This window comes from Alphaproteobacteria bacterium (genome assembly GCA_030739735.1).
GTDB lineage: Bacteria > Pseudomonadota > Alphaproteobacteria > UBA7887 > UBA7887 > UBA7887.
Map to the genome: position 1 here is coordinate 1 of JASLYQ010000010.1, position 16,298 is coordinate 16,298.

A 16,298-nucleotide genomic window follows, 5' to 3' on the forward strand; every position below is an offset into this window, starting at 1 on the left:
AGTGGCGCAAATATTACATCACTAAGTGGCCGTGTTCTTTCCTTGCGTACCGGCCGCTCGTCCCAGAATCTATCATTTGAAAAAATAAAACACAGCTTCTGAACTAATAATCAGTATGAAACAGTCCATCGGAACTTAACGCTAGCATGGATTAGGCGGTACCCTGGCGACGAAGTTCTGCGTGTCTTCAAAAGCGAGCACGTCGGAGTCAGATAAGGAGGTTAAATAAGGAGCTGAAACTGAGTGGATTAATAATTGTAACTAATTGATATTATGTAGAAAATATTTCATATATTCTTCTAAAAAATTTTAACAAATGTGACCACCATCACAGATAAAAACTACTTAGCTCTCCACGCTACAACTTAGAAAAATCACCTTTTTTGGATACGAAGGCGACGACTATGACTGAAATTAATGCTGGAGAATTACGATGTATATTAAAGGTACAATAAATTCTGACGTTCTTCATGGTACGGATGAGAGTGACCGCATTCGCGGTTTAAATAGAGACGACTTACTCTATGGATATCTGGGTAACGATTTGCTGTTCGGCGGTAGCGGAAACGACACGTTGTCCGGCGGTGCCGGTGCAGATGTGCTCGACGGCGGCGCGGACAACGACACCGCATCGTATCTAAGTTCTGCCACTGGGGTCATGGTTAACCTCACAAACGGAACCGGATTGGGTGGTGACGCCGAGGGGGACACACTGATCGACATCGAGAACCTCATAGGCTCGGACCGCGACGACATCCTGATCGGTGACGGGGGTAGCAACCGCCTCGAGGGTCGCGGCGGCGACGACACCTTGCTTGGCCGCACCGGCAACGACAATCTCTTTGGCGGCGACGGTGACGACCAGCTATACGGCGGCGTCGGTGACGACTGGTTAATCGGCGGCGCCGGTGCAGATGTGCTCGACGGCGGCGCGGATGAGGACGCCGTGTCATATATAAACTCGGCCTCCGGGGTCAAGGTCAGGCTCTCAGAAGGGGTCGGGTTCGGTGGTGATGCCGAGGGGGACACACTGATCAACATCGAGCACGTTCTCGGCTCACACCACGACGACATCCTGATAGGGGACACGGGCGACAACGCGATAGCTGGAGCCCAAGGCGACGACGATCTCTATGGTGGCGATGGCGACGACACGCTGCACGGCGGCGAATTCAATGGCGATCCAGTTACCAACTGCGGTCTAGGAATATGGTTCAACGGATGGTTTGAAGGATCGGGCGACGACACTCTCTGGGGTGGAAAGGGCGACGACACGCTCTATGGCGCCGACGGTAACGACCACCTTTATGGTGGCAGCAGCGACGACAAGCTCTATGGCCATACCGGCAGCGATCATCTCTATGGCGGCGCCGGCAACGATCTGCTGAAAGGCCAGTCCTCTGTCGACGAACTCTATGGCGGCAGTGGCGACGACAAGCTCTATGGCGACTGGGGCTGGGCAAGTCCTGGCAACTGGGGCTTTGCGGAACAGACTTTTCCGACCGGGCAAGAAGAGTGCGTGCCCATTCCCCCGGAGCATTGGCCCGATGCGCCGCCGTGCGGATGGGCACCAGATGGCGCCCCGGACTTTCTGGACGGCGGTCCTGGCAACGACTACCTCTCCGGTGGATGGAGGCAAGATCGGCTGTACGGTCGCAGCGGCAACGATTTTCTCGATGGTGGCACGGGAACAGACTTTCTCTCCGGCGGTCAGGGCGACGACGTACTGGTCGGCGGCCAACCAAATAAGTGGAACTGCTCCGATGCTAGCGACTTTCTCTTCGGTGACGCCGGCCGCGATACCCTCTATGGCGGCGGCGAGGCGGACTATCTCTTTGGCGGCGATGGCGGCGATGAGATTTGGGGCGGAACCGTCAACACCGCGGGAGACGAATACCACGGGCCTAGCGGCAATGACTGGCTGGTTGGTGGCCGCGGCGATGACTGGCTCAATGGTGGTGATGGCAACGACCGGCTATACGGCGGTCTTCTGCCTAGTTGGCATAAGAGCTTGGTCTACAGCATGGCGCCATGTGACCAATACTTTTTTGCGACGAAGGGAATTTTGACCTGGGCCACCGAATTCTGGCTCAAAACTCCCCAAGGCCAGTGGTGGAGCAATAGCACCGACCCGCAAACTATCGAGTTGCTCGAATCCGTAGAGGCGGGCGAGATGGGGCTTTCCAACTTCGGCTACGATTTCTTTTCCAAGCTAAAGGATGAAACTCAGCAGTACGAGTACGCCCTCAACGCTGATACTGGCACCTACGTAATCGAGACGAGCGATGAGTTGGATGGCGACGACACCCTCCTTGGCGGCACCGGCAACGACACCCTCTATGGCGGCAGCGGCAATGACGATCTCCATGGCGGCGCCGACGACGACACCCTCTATGGCGGCAGCGGCAGCGACTATCTCTATGGTAGCGATGGCAACGATTTTCTAAGGGGCGAGGCGGGTGCGGATATACTCGACGGCGGCGCGGATTTCGATGCCGCGTCGTATCTTTGGTCGCCCTCTGGGGTCACGGTTAACCTCACAAACGGGACCGGGTTCGGTGGTGACGCAGAGGGGGACACACTGATCAACATCGAGGAATTCTTCGGCTCGGCCCACGACGACTTTCTGTTCGGGGACGCAGGCGACAATATTCTCCATGGCGGCGGCGGCGATGACTGGTTGGTCGGAGGCGCGGGTGCAGATGTGCTCTATGGCAACGGCGGTACCGACGCCGCGTCGTATCTAGGTTCAGCCTCCGGGGTCAAGGTCGAGCTCTCAGGGACCGGGTTCGGTGGTGACGCAGAGGGGGACATACTGAACACCATCGAGAACCTCATCGGCTCGGACCACGACGACAGCCTGCTAGGGGACGAGGGTAGCAACCGTCTCGAAGGCCGCATCGGCGACGACACCCTGCTTGGCGGCGACGGCAACGATCGGTTAATCGGCGGCGTGGGTGCAGATGTGCTCGATGGCGGCATCGGCAATGACCTGTTCGTGTTCGCCGACGGCGACGGTCAAGACACGATCTACGGCTTCGTCACGGGCGCGCAAAGCGATGATGTCATAGATCTCTCCAGCCACTCAGGTGCGAATGACTTCGGCGATATCGTCGCGACCCAGGTCGGGTCCGATACCTTGATCAACCTCGGTGCCGATTCGATCACGCTCATCGGCGTCAGCGCCGACGATCTACACGCCAGCGATTTCGGTTTTGCGTAGGCGTTGTCGCGGCCGTGGCCGCGGCTCTTAGGGAAATCGGCGTCTCGCCACCCTAATAAGACTGCTTTGTGACAGCCGTCACTCCTCCATCACGCCTTTTGGCATATCTACTGGTTGGTCAAGACAACAAGGCGCCGCACGGGGCGGTGTCAGAATGTTCTACAATACGAGTGACACTATGATTAAATCGGCAAACCCAATTCTGAAACAAGCGTTGTCGGCATGCTACAGCGGGTTCGCGGCGGTGGTCGTATTCAGCCTGTTCATCAACGTCCTCATGCTGACAGCGCCATTGTACATGCTTCAAATCTTCGACCGAGTGATTGCAGCTAGGAGCGAAGATACGCTGCTGTACCTGACGCTGATCGCGGGGGTCGCACTACTGACGCTGGCGGCGCTCGAGATGAGCCGCACGCGGATTATGGTGGGTTTGGGCACGTGGCTCGATCAACGCCTCAGTGGTACGGTGCTGGAGGGCAGTATCGGGAAGAGCGTGGCGGCAGCCGGTACACCATCGATCCAAGGGTTGCGCGATTTGTCCACTATTCGCACATTCCTGACCGGCTCTGAGATGTTCCCAATTCTAGACTCTCCATGGACGCCCATTTTCATCGCCGCGATCTTCATGATGCACCCGATTCTTGGTTGGCTATCACTCGGCGGCGCAATCGTCTTGTTTGGGCTCGCTATCGCCAACGATTTGGCAACACGGAATCTGCTGCGTCGCTCTGGTGGCGCCTCGTTCACGGCGCTGCGCCAGGCTGAGTCGGCAGTGCGCAACGCGCACGTGATCGAAGCAATGGGGATGATGCCCAACCTGGTCGGACGTTGGCACGCCAAGAACACCGAAATGCTCGACCTCCAGGCACGAGCGAGCAGGCGCGCAGGCGCTATCACGGCGACGTCGAAGTTCATCCGCCAGTGCCTACAAATCAGCGTCCTAGGGACCGGCGCGTGGCTGATGCTGGGAGGCGAGATCACCGCAGGCATAATGATTGCCAGCTCTATCCTGATGGCGCGCGCGTTGGCGCCGATCGAGCAAGCAATCGGGTCATGGAGGTCGGCGATCGCCGCACGCGGCGCTTACGAGCGGGTGCGCGATCAGCTGGCCACGACACGGGTACGCGGAGCCAAGATAACGCTGCCACGCCCAGAGGGACGCCTCAAGGTCGAGGGGGTGACGTTCTTCCACCCGGATGGAGTGGCACCCACACTCGGGGGTGTCTCGTTCGAGCTTGAGCCGGGCGAAGCTTTAGGTCTAGTGGGGTCGACGGCAGCAGGTAAGTCGACGCTGGCGGCCTTGTTGGTCGGGATCGCCAAGCCGCGCCTCGGCCACGTCCGGCTCGACGGAGCGGACATGGCTGACTGGGCGGCCGAGGACCTCGGGCGTCACATCGGCTATTTACCGCAGGACATCGAGCTTTTCGCCGGCACGGTGCGCGATAACATCGCGCGTATGGGCGAGGCGGACCCGGAATCGGTGATCTCGGCGGCCCAGCTCGCAGGTGTCCACGAATTGATCCTGCAGTTGCCGTCGGGCTACGAGACGGAAATCGGCGAAGCCGGAGCCGTGCTATCGGGTGGCCAGCGCCAGCGTATCGCGCTCGCGCGCGCTGTATTCGGCCATCCGCGTTTTGTGGTGCTGGACGAGCCCAACGCTAGCCTAGACGCGGCCGGTGAGGAAGCATTGATCAACGCAATTGCTGCGCTGAAGAAGCGCGGTGCGACGGTGGTCGTGATTGCCCACCGTCCTAGTATTCTGCGCCATGTCGACAAGGCGCTGGTGCTGAGAGCGGGCGCCGTCGAGGCGTTTGGTCCGCCAAGCCAAGTGCTGTCGACGGTCACCCGCGCTCAGCCTGCTACGAGCGCACAGGGAGCATAAGATGTCGGATGTTTTACGAAAGACCGGTTTGCCCGTCGATCAGGGAACAGGCGTTAGGGGAGCAATCCTAGCGGGATCGGCCATCATCGCTTTGTTCTTTGGTGGCCTCGGGATATGGGCGGCGGTGGCACCACTCGAGAGTGCAGCAATTGCACCAGGTTCGGTGTCGGTAGACACTAACCGAAAAACGATCCAGCACCTTGAAGGAGGCATCGTTGGCACGATCTTGGTTCGCGACGGGGAGGTCGTGCGACAGGGGCAGGTGCTAATCCGACTCGATGTGACTAGCCCGCTTGCGACCCTGGATTTACTAAAGGACCGCCGTCTCGCAGCGCAAGCGCTGAAAGCGCGCTTAATTGCAGAACGCGATGGCAGAGCCGAAATCCAGTTCCCAGATAATTTAATGAAACAGATCAGCGAACCCAAAGTGAAAGAAACTTTGGACGGCCAGATCAACATCTTCCAGGCGAGACTAAGAGCGAGCGCGGGCCAGATTAAGATCCAAGAGCAGCGCATCGCACAGATCTTGGAGGTGATCGTGGGGTTACAGGGTCAAATCCGTGCCGAGGACACGCAGCAGAACCTAATCGAGAGCGAGATCACCGATGTGAAGATGCTGTTCGACAAGGGGCTTGTAAGGAAGCCGCGGCTATTGGAGCTGCAGCGCCGTTTCGCCGAGATAGAAGGCAACCGAAATCTCCACCAGGCTGAGATCGCACGCGCCAGGGAGAGAATTGGCGAGGCCCAAACCCAGATCACCGAAATCCGAACGAACTTGCTGAACGAGGTGGCGATCGAGCTACGCCAGGTGCAGACCGAGCTGTTCGACCTCGCCGAGCGTATCCGGACGGCAGATGATGTGCTGGGGCGAACCGACATCCGGGCGCCACTTTCCGGCACGGTCGTCGATCTCCAGGTCCACACGCGGGGTGGCGTGATCGCGCCGGGCGCGGCGCTGATGGACATTGTGCCGTCAAACGAGAAGCTGGTGATCGAGGCCAATGTAGATCCGATCGACATAGACGTGGTGTACCCCGGTCTCGAAGCGCAGGTCATGCTAACAGCGTTCTCTATGCGGAACGCTAAGCCTCTCAAGGGTCTGGTTACATCGGTTTCGGCCGACCGGCTAATCGACGAGCGCACGGGTCAAGCATACTACCGGGCGCGTATTGAGTTGACCGAGGATCCGGCCAAGGCATTTGAAGGGGCAACGCTCTATCCCGGCATGCCGGCCGAGGTCATGATAATCACCGGTGCACGCACAGCACTCGGCTACATCTTCAAGCCGATCTCAACCAGCTTTAATAGGGCCTTCCGGGAGCAGTAGCGCGTTTTGAATACGATGAAAGCAACCAGGGGACACCGAGTTCTGACCAATTCGGTATCCTCAGGAAATTCCGGAGTCATAGCTCAAGTCACAAGGTTTCTATCAACTTGCGCATGTCTTCGCCGATCTTACGCAAGGCCGCCTGGTAGATAAAACGATCCCATCCGATGCAGAAGTGGCGTACTCCGAGGTCAATATACCGCTTTGCTTGCTCGACCGTACCGATTTCAATGCGTGGCGCCACGCCGAATTCCAGCGACTTGGCTATCACTAATTCCTCAAATGGTTTGACCTCTGGAGTTCCCATCATCCCTGGCTGGCCACGCGAAAAGCCGAAGTCGCCTGCGCCCCATTGAGTCATATCGGCACCCTTCTCGCGCGCCATGGCCAACACCTCGTCGATGTTCTGCACGGCCATGTCCTTCTCGATCATGATCAGGAACAGCACCGCCGCCAGCGCATTGGTATAGGCGTTAGGCTGATAGCTGGAGAGAGCTGGCCGACGCAGCTTGAGGCCCATATGGCCGCCAATATCCGGCGTGTCCGCCCGTATGTAGCGGTGGCAGGTGGCAACGTCTTCAGCACTGCGAATATCAGTGAATAGGATAGCCTGAAAGCCGGCGCCGAGCGCGGCCTGAGCCCAAAAGCCCTGTGCCTCCTGGTCGAGCTTTATCATCAGCGGCAGGTTCGCACACTGACCGGCCCGCGCCATGTGATAGAGCGTCTGCATGTCGAATACAGAATATTCGGCACAGTATTCGCCGTAGTCAAACAGCTCAGAATCGCCGATGATTTCTGGAATATCAGGATCGTTGGAAAGGAAATGTGTTCCCATCGTCGGCTCATTGTTATCGAGCTTCTGACGTATTGTGTTAGGTAGCATCATCACCGGATCTCCTTTTCAACATTGCCTCTACTTCGGCACGCCGCGGGATCGGGGCAACCGCACCATATCCCGTGGTCGACAGGGCAGCCGCCGCATTGGCATAGCTCGCCGCAGCCAGGCTGTCCGCTCCCCGCACTGTCTCCGCAAGAAAGGCGCCGTCGAAGGTATCGCCGGCGCCGGATGCATCCACCGCAACGACGGTGCGGCTCGGCAAGTGTCGGCCCCCCTCACCCGTCGCCAGCAGAGCACCGTCCGCACCCATTTTCACCACGACGGTGCTGACCTCCAGGCCGAGATAGAACGCGGCGATGGCCTCGGCGGAACCGGCGCCGGTAAGTTGGCGGCCTTCCTCGAGATTGGTTAGCACGTAGTCCGCTCCGGCAAGGGCTGCGTGGATGACGGTACGGGCACGCGCCAGAGGCCACAGGGACAGGCGCAAATTAGGATCGTAAGAGACCCGCGTCCCGGCCGCCTGCGCGATCTCGATGGCGCGGAAGACCGTATCGCGGGCGCTTTCGCTGATCGCCTGGCTGATACCGGAAACATGCAGGATACTGGCCCCGGCGATGAGGCTGTGCGGCAAATCCTCAGACCCCATGCGGCTCGCCGCCGAGCCCATTCGCAGATAAGTGAAGCGATGGCCATCTGAGCCGTGGTTAATGAAATAGACCGCGGTATGCGCCGTCTCGTCACGCTTGACACCAGTGGTGTCGATCCCTTCGCACTGCCACAGGTCGATGAACGAGTCGCCGAAGGTGTCCGTGCCGAGTGCCGTGATATAGCCGACGGTCGCCCCCTGCCGGGCCGCTGCGATGGCGCAGTTGGAGGTATCACCGCCATGCCCTGCCAGGTAGTGGCCAGGCGGTCCATCGGGAAGCTGGCTAAACTCGGCCATCGGCTCACCAAGACAAACAATGGCGGGTGTCCCGCTCACGGCAGCCTGGCGAGCAGGTCGCGGGCTGCCGCCATCATGTCATCGCGCGCCCCTGCCGTGAGCTTGCCACCAACACCGACAAAGGCCGCCCCGGCCGCCAGCCAATCGGCGATATCCTCCGCACCGATGCCACCGGTCGGCACCATCTGGATTTTCGGAAAGACAGACCGTAGGGCCTTGAAGTGCGAGAGCCCAACGGTCGAGGCCGGAAAGATCTTGACCGCGTCCGCACCCGCATCTAGCGCTGCCTTAACCTCGCTCGGCGTCAAGGCACCCAACAGGCAGGCCGCGCCACGCATATGGCACAAGGCCGGCAACTCCGGCACGACGCAGGGTGAAACCAGAAAGCGCGCGCCGGCGTCAAGGCAGCGTTCCGCATCAGCGACATTCATGACCGTGCCGGCGCCGACCAGTGTCTCACCGCGCTTGGTTAACTGCTCGATTAGGCCCACCGCGCCGGGCACTGTAAGGGTTATCTCGAACACCGACAGCCCAGCCTCGGCCAGCCAGCCCACCGCTCTAGCCGTCGCTTCGGTGCTCGACAGGCGTAGGACAGGAACCAGCCGCGCCTCGCCGAGCGCGAACAGCACTTCTTCGGGTGTCGTCAGAACGCGGCCTGATAGATCTCGAGCGCGTCGTCGTAGCCGACCTCGCGCGGATTGTTGACCAGCAGGCGCTGCTGCTTCATGGCGTCCTCGGCCATCATTGGCAATTGGTTGTGGCTGATGCCCACGTCACGCAAGCAACTTTCGATGGCCAGATCATTAATTAGGATCTCGAAGCCCGCAGCGAGACGCTCGGTCATGGCATCGCCGCTAGCCTCAATGCCAGGAATGGCAATGCCAGCGATCTCGGCATACTGACTTTCAGCGACCGGGGCGTTGAAGCGCAGTACATGCGGCAACACGAGCGAGTTGGAGAGCCCGTGCGGCACGTGGAAATGCCCGCCGATGGGATAGGCCAATGCGTGCACCGCCGCGCACGGTGCGTTGGCGAACGACATGCCGGCGAGCAGTGAGCCGAGCAGCATGGCGGCACGCGCCTCCCGATTGCCGCCATCCTCGCAGGCTGTGCGGATATTGCTGCCGAGCAGCGACAACGCCTCACGCGCGAGAGCATTCGATACGGGGTTCTTCTTGAACTTAGTGGTATAGGCTTCGATGGCGTGCACCATGGCATCGATACCCGTGGCGGCCGTCACCTTGGACGGCAGGCCTAGGGTAAGGTCCGCATCCAGCATGGCATAGTCAGCGTAGAGAATGGGCGAGACAACCCCCATCTTGGTGGCCTCTCCCGTGGTGACGATGGCAATCGGCGTCACCTCTGAACCCGTCCCCGCCGTGGTAGGCACCTGAATTAGTGGTAACCGCTCACCGCGCGCATTATTCACACCATAAGCTTCTGACAAGGGCTGGTCCGAGCGAGCCAGGAAAGACGCAAGCTTGGCCGTATCCATGGAGCTGCCACCGCCGAAGCCGATAACCGCCTCCGCCTCGCTTTCGCATGCCAGAGCGCCCGCTTCCAGCACCGAGGCTTCCGGCGGATCGGCCTCGACCTTATCGTAGAGCGTAACCGTCACACCGGCATCGTCGAGCCCCGACAGCATCGCCTCAAGCAGGCCAAGCCCCTTGATGCCCGGATCCGTCACCACCAGCACGCGCTCGGCACCGATCTCCTTGATCAGTTCGCCAATACGGGCGCTAGAACCCGGCTCCGCCCGAATGGTCTTGATGGTTTGAAACTGGAAGCCTTCCATGCCTCGCCTCTTGTATTCTTGCGCTCAGCCAGCGGCACGCCTGTTGAGATAGCCCATTTCGCTGTATGCCGCATTGCCAATCATGCGACCACGGAACGCATTCCAGCTTTCGAATACCCGTTGGCCGATTTCGGTCTTGGCGGCTGTCTCGCGCAACACATCCTCGGCATTGGAAAGCATCAGAGAGATTACCTCGTCCGGGAAGTGGCGCACGTCCACATCATGCTTCTCGATCAAGGTTTGCAATGCCGTTGCGTTGAAGGCGGTGGTCTCAAAAATCATGCGGCCGTTGTCTTCGGCCGCCGCAGCCTGGACCATGGCCTTCAGGTCGTTCGGTAGTTCTTCGTAGGCCTCGTTGTTCACGAGCAGCGAGATCGCTGGTCCTGGCTCGTGAATGCCGGGGCCGTAATAGTACGGCGCCACCTTGTAGAGACCGAGCGCGAGATCGATGTACGGTCCGGCCCACTCGGTTGCATCGATAGCGCCGGACTGCAATGCCGGCAGCACCTCAGAGCCTGGCATATTGACTGTGATCACGCCGAGACGGCTGAATACCTCGGCACCTAGGCCCGGAATGCGCATGCGCAAGCCGTCGAGGTCGGCCGGTGAATTGATCTCGCGGCGAAACCAGCCGCCCATATTGGGACAGCCCGAGCCGGCAAGAAACGCGCGTACGCCGAAATCCGCATTGAGCTCGTCCCATAAGGCTTGGCCGCCGCCGCTAGTAATCCAGGCGCAATGCTCCTGTGGCGTCAGACCGGCCGGAACTGAGCAGAAAAAGGGGATCGCGGAGTGTTTAGCGATCCAGTAATAGGGCGCGTCATGCCCCGCCTCGGCTATGCCCTCGCGCACGGCATCGAAGACCTCGAAGGCGGGCACCAACTCGCCTGCGGCATAGAGCTTGATCGTCAGACGGCCGCCAGACATCTCGCCAATGCGATCGCAGAGGCGCTGGGCACCGACACCGATAGCCGGCATGTTGCGCGGCCAACAGGTCACCATCTTCCACTGGATGCGGCCTTGAGCAATGGCTGGCGCAGCTAATGGTGACGCCGCCGTGGCAGCGGATCCCACTGCGGCCCCTTTGATGAATGTGCGGCGCTTCATGGCGTGTTCCTCCCTGCTGGCTGCGGTCCCCGCAGACCTGCGATCAGTGATTGCGAAGAGACATCAGATTGGCGACGGCGTTGTCGACCTCCTTGCTGGTCAGCACAAGCCGCTTGCTGGGCCAGTGCAACGTCTCGATACCATCGCAGCTACGTCACAAGGTGTAAGTGTCCTCTTCCTTGGCAATGGTCATGAATTCAGGCACAGCCTCTTCGGCTTTGGCATGACAGCCGGCTCAATTCTTTCCGACGAATTTACTGTCCACCAGCGGATCGCATGACATTAAGGCGGAGACGGCGGCGCCCCCACATCAATGCCAATACTTTCACGGCCACTCTCATCATTGCCGGTCTCCCGATATGCCTGACGGCACGCATCATAGCCGGGCCGGCCGATGCCGCAAAGTTCCCAAAAGCGCCGTGGCGCCGCTATTTCCGCCCACGGGAGAAATGATCATGACCGCAAGCATCCGCACTATTGTCACCGGCTCCCATCCGGTGCCCAACTAGCTGGCCCGACCGGGCCGCGTAAGCTGTCAGAAGCTTATCACGATCTTGCCAAAATGCCCCGCCGCCTGCATGGCGTGGTATGCGGCAGGCGCGTCATCAAAAGCCAGGGTTTGGTCAATCACCGGCTTTAGTTCATGCGCCGCGATCGCCGTGTTCATACGTCGAAACATAGCTTTGCTGCCAACATAGATGCCATGCATTGTCAAAGACTTGCGCATGATGGCAACCGGATTCATTTGGCCGCTCGTGAGAATGCCGATCAGCGCCACATGGCCGTCGACGCGTGTCGCCTCGACCGAGCGCTCGAGCGTACCGGCGCCACCGACCTCGACGACGTGATCGACGCCACCGCCGCTCATCTCCACCACCGTGCTGTGCCATTCCGGCGTCTCGCGATAGTTCAGCGTCTGCCATGCCCCCATCTTGCGGGCATGAGTGAGCTTCTCGTCACTGCTCGATAGCACGATGGCGCGCGCGCCGTACATGACACAGAACTGAAGGGCAAAGATCGAGACCCCGCCGGTGCCGAGCAGTAGCACCGTCTCGCCGGCCGTGACCTGCCCCTTCTCGACCAGCGCATGCCAGGCGGTGAGGGCCGCGCAGGGCAAGGTCGCCGCCTCCTCGTAAGACAGATGATCCGGGATTGGCAGCACGCCATCGGCCGCCAGAACAACCTCCTCCGCCAGCATGCCGTCCACCGCGCCACCCATAGCGCTTGCCATGGCAGTGGCGTTGATCGCACCGTCCACCCAGGCCTGAAAGAAGCAGCCCGCGACACGATCGCCCACGCTAACACCGCCAACACCCTTACCCACCGCCGTGACCTCACCCGCACCATCGGAATTAGGAATGCGCGGAAAAGTCACGCCGCGCGACACGGGATCGCTGACGATCATCAGGTCGCGATAATTGACCGAGTTTGCCCGCACCCGTACCCGCACCTGACCCGGCCCTGGCTTCGGGATCGGCCGCTCGGCAACTGTCAACGCATCTATGCCGTCGCCCGACTGGATCTCATAGGCTCGCATGGAACACTCCCATAGTTGCTGTCTCGACTTCTCACTCGGAGAGTTTGCGCCGCAGAATCTCATTGACCGTACCCGGGTTGGCCTTGCCCTTGGTCGCCTTCATGACCTGCCCCACGAAAAAGCCCATAAGCTTCTCCTTGCCGGCCCTGAACTCAGCTACCTGGCCTGGGTTGGCGGTCAGCACCTTGTCGACCTCGGCTTCGATAACACCGGTATCACTTACCTGCTCCAGGCCTTCCGCGGCGACGATCTCCGCCGCATCGCGACCACTTTCGAACATGATCTCGAAGACCCTCTTGGCAATACTGCCGGATATGGTTTCGGCCGCAACGAGGTCGAGCAGACCGCCCAGGGTGTCAGGCGTGATCTTGGAGTCAGCGATGTCTTGACCCGAGGCGTTCAGCGCGCGGCCAAGCTCAACACGGATCCAGTTGGCCGCTAACCGCGCGTCGCGGCCCGCTGCAACGGCCTCAAAGAAATCCGCTCGCTCGCCATCAGCGACCAGCATCACCGCATCGTCCGGTGCGAGACCGTAGTCGGCCATAAAGCGTGCCTTGCGCGCGTCGGGAAGCTCGGGCAGTTCTGCGGCCAGACGCGCCACGCGCTCCTCGCTGAGCACCAGCGGCAGCAGATCGGGATCGGGAAAATAGCGGTAGTCGTGCGCATCCTCCTTCGAGCGCATGGAGCGCGTCTCGTCGCGGTCGGGGTCGAAGAGCCTTGTCTCCTGCGTAATCGTGCCGCCGTCCTCGAGAATGGCAATCTGCCGTGCCGCCTCGATCTCGATGGCGCGCCTAAGAAAACGGATCGAGTTCAGGTTCTTAATCTCGCAGCGCGTGCCCAGCTCGTCGCCCGGCCGGCGCACTGAGACATTTGCGTCGGCGCGCAGCGAGCCCTCCTCCATGTTGCCGTCGCAGGTGCCAATACTGCGCAGGATGGCGCGCAACTTGGTGACATACAGCCCGGCCTCCTCGGCGCTGCGCATATCCGGTTCCGAGACGATCTCCATAAGCGGCACGCCAGACCTGTTGAGATCGACGCAAGTGCTGTTCGGATGCCTATCATGGATGCTCTTGCCGGCATCCTGCTCAAGATGCAGCCGCGTGATGCCGATGCACCGCTCGCTGCTATCCTTCATATCGATGCCGATCTCGCCGTGGCCAACGATGGGGCGGCTGAATTGGGATATCTGATAGCCCTGTGGCAGATCTGGATAGAAATAGTTCTTGCGGTCAAATATGGAGACACGATGGATCTCGGCACCCAAGGCAAGGCCGGTGCGTACTGCCTGATCGACGACATGATCGTTGATCACCGGCAGCATGCCGGGCATCGCAGCGTCGACTAGCGACACTTGTGAATTTGGCTCGCCGCCAAAGGCGGCCGCTGCGCCGGAAAACAGCTTTGATCCGGAGACCACCTGGGCATGAACCTCGAGCCCGATAACGAGCTCCCATTCACCCGTGCGCCCCTCCATCATGGTGCGCCTCCATCGACGGTGAAACCGGGTGTTGCAGAGAAAGCGGCGCGACTCTCCAGGGCCTCAGCACCGCGCAGCAGCGTCTCTTCCGCAAAGGGCTGGCCGATCAGCTGCAAGGCGAGCGGCAGGCCGTCAGCCGACAGTCCCGCCGGCAGCGATATCGCCGGCAGGCCAGCCAGACTCGATGGGACCGTGAAGACATCATTCAAATACATGGCAAGCGGATCGTCCGCCTTCTCGCCGATAGCAAACGCCGTGAACGGCGTGGTCGGTGTCAGGATAAGATCGACCTTGCCAAAGGCTTTCGTGAAGTCGTGTGCGATGAGGCTACGTACCCGTTGCGCCCGCAAGTAATAGGCGTCGTAATAACCGGCCGACAACACATAAGTACCGATAAGGACGCGGCGGCGCACCTCCGCCCCGAAGCCCTCTCCGCGTGTCCTCTCATATTGGTCTATAAGGTCTTCGCTCTCGACCCTGAGGCCGTATTTAACACCGTCATAGCGTGCCAGATTCGACGACGCTTCGGCGGGTGCAATGATGTAGTAGGCGGGTAACGCATATTTCGTGTGCGGCAGGGAGACATCGACAATTTCCGCCCCGGCATCGCGCAGCCAATCGATTCCATTTTGCCACAGGACATCGATTTCCTCAGCCATGCCGTCGACACGGTATTCCCGTGGCACGCCAATCTTGAGCCCGGCCATACCGCCGCCGAGCGCCGCCTCGTAGTCGGGCACCGGATGATCGACGGAAGTCGAATCCTTCGGATCGTGACCGGCAATGGCACCAAGCGAGATCGCGGCATCGCGCACACTGCGGGTGATCGGTCCTGCCTGGTCGAGGGAGCTGGCAAAGGCGAGGATGCCCCAGCGCGAACAGCGCCCGTACGTGGGCTTGAGCCCAACCACACCACAGAATGCAGCGGGTTGGCGGATCGAGCCGCCGGTATCCGTACCAAGCGCCACCGGAACCGCACGCGCCGCTACCACCGCGGCCGAGCCGCCGGAGCTTCCGCCCGGCACTAGCGCGCGATTATCGCCGGTACGCTGCCAGGGATTCTCGACCGGCCCATGATAGCTCGTGGTGTTCGACGAGCCCATGGCAAATTCGTCGAGATTGGTCTTGCCGACGCTGATCGCCCCGGCAGCAGCAAGATTGGCTGTCACCGTCGACTCATAGGGCGGTACGAAGCCGTCCAGAATATGGGAGCCAGCGGTGGTGGCAACGCCGTCAGTGCAGTACAAATCCTTGATTGCCACCGGCACGCCATCGAGTGGGCGCGCCACACCCGCAGCGCGGCGCGCATCGGCCTGCTCGGCTGCCGCAAGCGCCTGCTCACCCGTTATCGTGACATAGGCGTTGAGCGGCGCGACAGCCGCTGTGGCCTCCACATGCGCCCCCACCAGCTCGGTCGCCGACATGTCGCCCGCGGCAAGACCGTCGCGCATCTCCACCAGACTGAGCCCGACTAGCGCCATTATTCGATGACCTTTGGCACAAGGAAGAAGCCGTCCTGGCTCTGCGGTGCGTTCGCCGTGACGCGCTCGGCGTAGCCACCATCCGTTACCAGGTCTTGGCGAGTCGGAAGAGCCATGTCGACAACACTGGTCATCGGTTCGACGCCTTCGACATTGACTTCCGAAAGCTGCTCGACCCAGCCGATAATGTTGGAAAGCTCGGCCGCCAGGCGGTCGAGCTCATCATCGGCGACACGGATGCGCGCCAATTTTGTAATATGGGTCACGGTCGCCCTGTCGAGCGCCATCGTTTCTCTCCATCTTGAAGATATATGGCCGCAGCTCTATCACCCGTAGCAAGCCGTGGGCAAGCGCGACTATTCGGCACCTTCCAGGCGGCGTGTTTCAGCGGTGGCTTCGGCTCGCTCCGCCAGCGCAGATCATTCTGGATGGCGACCAGCGCCGGTACCACGATCAGCACCAGCATCGTCGTCGCCAAAAGACCGAAAATAATGATCAGCGCCATGGGCTTGAAGAACTCTGCCTGCAGGCTTGTCTCCGATAGCAACGGCAAGAGGCCGCCTATGGTCATCGACGGGGTCAGGATGACTGCGCGCTAGCCCACAGCACCCACTACAGCGACACCGATCAGAATTAGGAGAATGACGATCTTGCGTAATCTATAAATAAAGAAACTCATAACTTTTTC

At 60.3% G+C, this 16,298-nt stretch carries 14 protein-coding genes; 4 read left to right on the plus strand and 10 right to left on the minus strand.

The genetic code is table 11. The features are described 5' to 3' along the window. Positions 1–433: 433 nt before the first annotated feature. The 3 genes from QF629_06525 (at position 434) to QF629_06535 (ending at position 6,432) form a co-directional block, all read left to right on the plus strand. Positions 434–3,223, plus strand: a complete 2,790-nt coding sequence (locus tag QF629_06525; protein ID MDP6013185.1) for a calcium-binding protein — start codon at positions 434–436, stop codon at positions 3,221–3,223. A gap of 178 nt (positions 3,224–3,401) precedes the next feature. Further along, positions 3,402–5,105: a type I secretion system permease/ATPase gene (locus QF629_06530; GenBank protein ID MDP6013186.1), complete on the plus strand. Its 1,704-nt coding sequence runs from the start codon at positions 3,402–3,404 to the stop codon at positions 5,103–5,105. 1 nt (position 5,106) lies between these two features. Then, entirely contained in the window at positions 5,107–6,432 is a 1,326-nt protein-coding gene (locus tag QF629_06535; GenBank protein ID MDP6013187.1) for an HlyD family type I secretion periplasmic adaptor subunit, read from the plus strand. A gap of 88 nt (positions 6,433–6,520) precedes the next feature. On the opposite strand, the gene QF629_06540 is transcribed toward QF629_06535, so the two are convergent. Genes QF629_06540 through dctP form a run of 5 tightly spaced genes read right to left on the minus strand, consistent with a single transcriptional unit; the run spans position 6,521 to position 11,115 of the window. Next, positions 6,521–7,318: an aldolase/citrate lyase family protein gene (locus QF629_06540; GenBank protein ID MDP6013188.1), complete on the minus strand. Its 798-nt coding sequence runs from the start codon at positions 7,316–7,318 to the stop codon at positions 6,521–6,523. Next, on the minus strand, positions 7,305–8,252 hold the full coding sequence (locus QF629_06545; protein ID MDP6013189.1) for a sugar kinase: 948 nt from the start codon (positions 8,250–8,252) through the stop codon (positions 7,305–7,307). The genes QF629_06540 and QF629_06545 overlap by 14 nt, the downstream gene beginning before the upstream one ends. Further along, complete coding sequence (locus QF629_06550) at positions 8,249–8,842, minus strand: bifunctional 4-hydroxy-2-oxoglutarate aldolase/2-dehydro-3-deoxy-phosphogluconate aldolase (GenBank protein ID MDP6013190.1); 594 nt, start codon at positions 8,840–8,842, stop codon at positions 8,249–8,251. Before QF629_06550 ends, QF629_06545 begins: the two co-directional genes overlap by 4 nt. Positions 8,843–8,856: 14 nt before the next feature. Further along, entirely contained in the window at positions 8,857–10,008 is a 1,152-nt protein-coding gene (locus tag QF629_06555) for an iron-containing alcohol dehydrogenase (GenBank protein ID MDP6013191.1), read from the minus strand. 24 nt (positions 10,009–10,032) lie between these two features. Then, positions 10,033–11,115, minus strand: a complete 1,083-nt coding sequence (gene dctP / locus QF629_06560; GenBank protein ID MDP6013192.1) for a TRAP transporter substrate-binding protein DctP — start codon at positions 11,113–11,115, stop codon at positions 10,033–10,035. Between dctP and QF629_06565 the strand changes: the two genes are divergently transcribed. Then, positions 11,114–11,395: a hypothetical protein gene (locus QF629_06565; GenBank protein MDP6013193.1), complete on the plus strand. Its 282-nt coding sequence runs from the start codon at positions 11,114–11,116 to the stop codon at positions 11,393–11,395. The two genes, dctP and QF629_06565, sit on opposite strands and share 2 nt — an antisense overlap. Positions 11,396–11,650: 255 nt before the next feature. On the opposite strand, the gene QF629_06570 is transcribed toward QF629_06565, so the two are convergent. From QF629_06570 to QF629_06590, 5 genes are read right to left on the minus strand one after another with little or no spacing between them, the layout of a single operon-like run. Continuing rightward, positions 11,651–12,652 carry an NAD(P)-dependent alcohol dehydrogenase gene (locus QF629_06570; protein MDP6013194.1) on the minus strand — a complete coding sequence of 334 codons (1,002 nt, stop codon included), beginning with the start codon at positions 12,650–12,652 and terminating at the stop codon, positions 11,651–11,653. A 31-nt stretch (positions 12,653–12,683) separates the two neighbouring features. Next, positions 12,684–14,129: an Asp-tRNA(Asn)/Glu-tRNA(Gln) amidotransferase subunit GatB gene (gene gatB / locus QF629_06575; protein MDP6013195.1), complete on the minus strand. Its 1,446-nt coding sequence runs from the start codon at positions 14,127–14,129 to the stop codon at positions 12,684–12,686. Next, positions 14,126–15,610 (minus strand): Asp-tRNA(Asn)/Glu-tRNA(Gln) amidotransferase subunit GatA, encoded by a 1,485-nt coding sequence (gatA, locus tag QF629_06580; GenBank protein MDP6013196.1) that lies wholly within the window; start codon positions 15,608–15,610, stop codon positions 14,126–14,128. The genes gatB and gatA overlap by 4 nt, the downstream gene beginning before the upstream one ends. Next, complete coding sequence (gatC, locus tag QF629_06585; protein MDP6013197.1) at positions 15,610–15,897, minus strand: Asp-tRNA(Asn)/Glu-tRNA(Gln) amidotransferase subunit GatC; 288 nt, start codon at positions 15,895–15,897, stop codon at positions 15,610–15,612. The genes gatA and gatC overlap by 1 nt, the downstream gene beginning before the upstream one ends. Further along, positions 15,873–16,181: a hypothetical protein gene (locus QF629_06590; GenBank protein ID MDP6013198.1), complete on the minus strand. Its 309-nt coding sequence runs from the start codon at positions 16,179–16,181 to the stop codon at positions 15,873–15,875. The genes gatC and QF629_06590 overlap by 25 nt, the downstream gene beginning before the upstream one ends. Between the last annotated feature and the right edge of the window lie 117 nt (positions 16,182–16,298).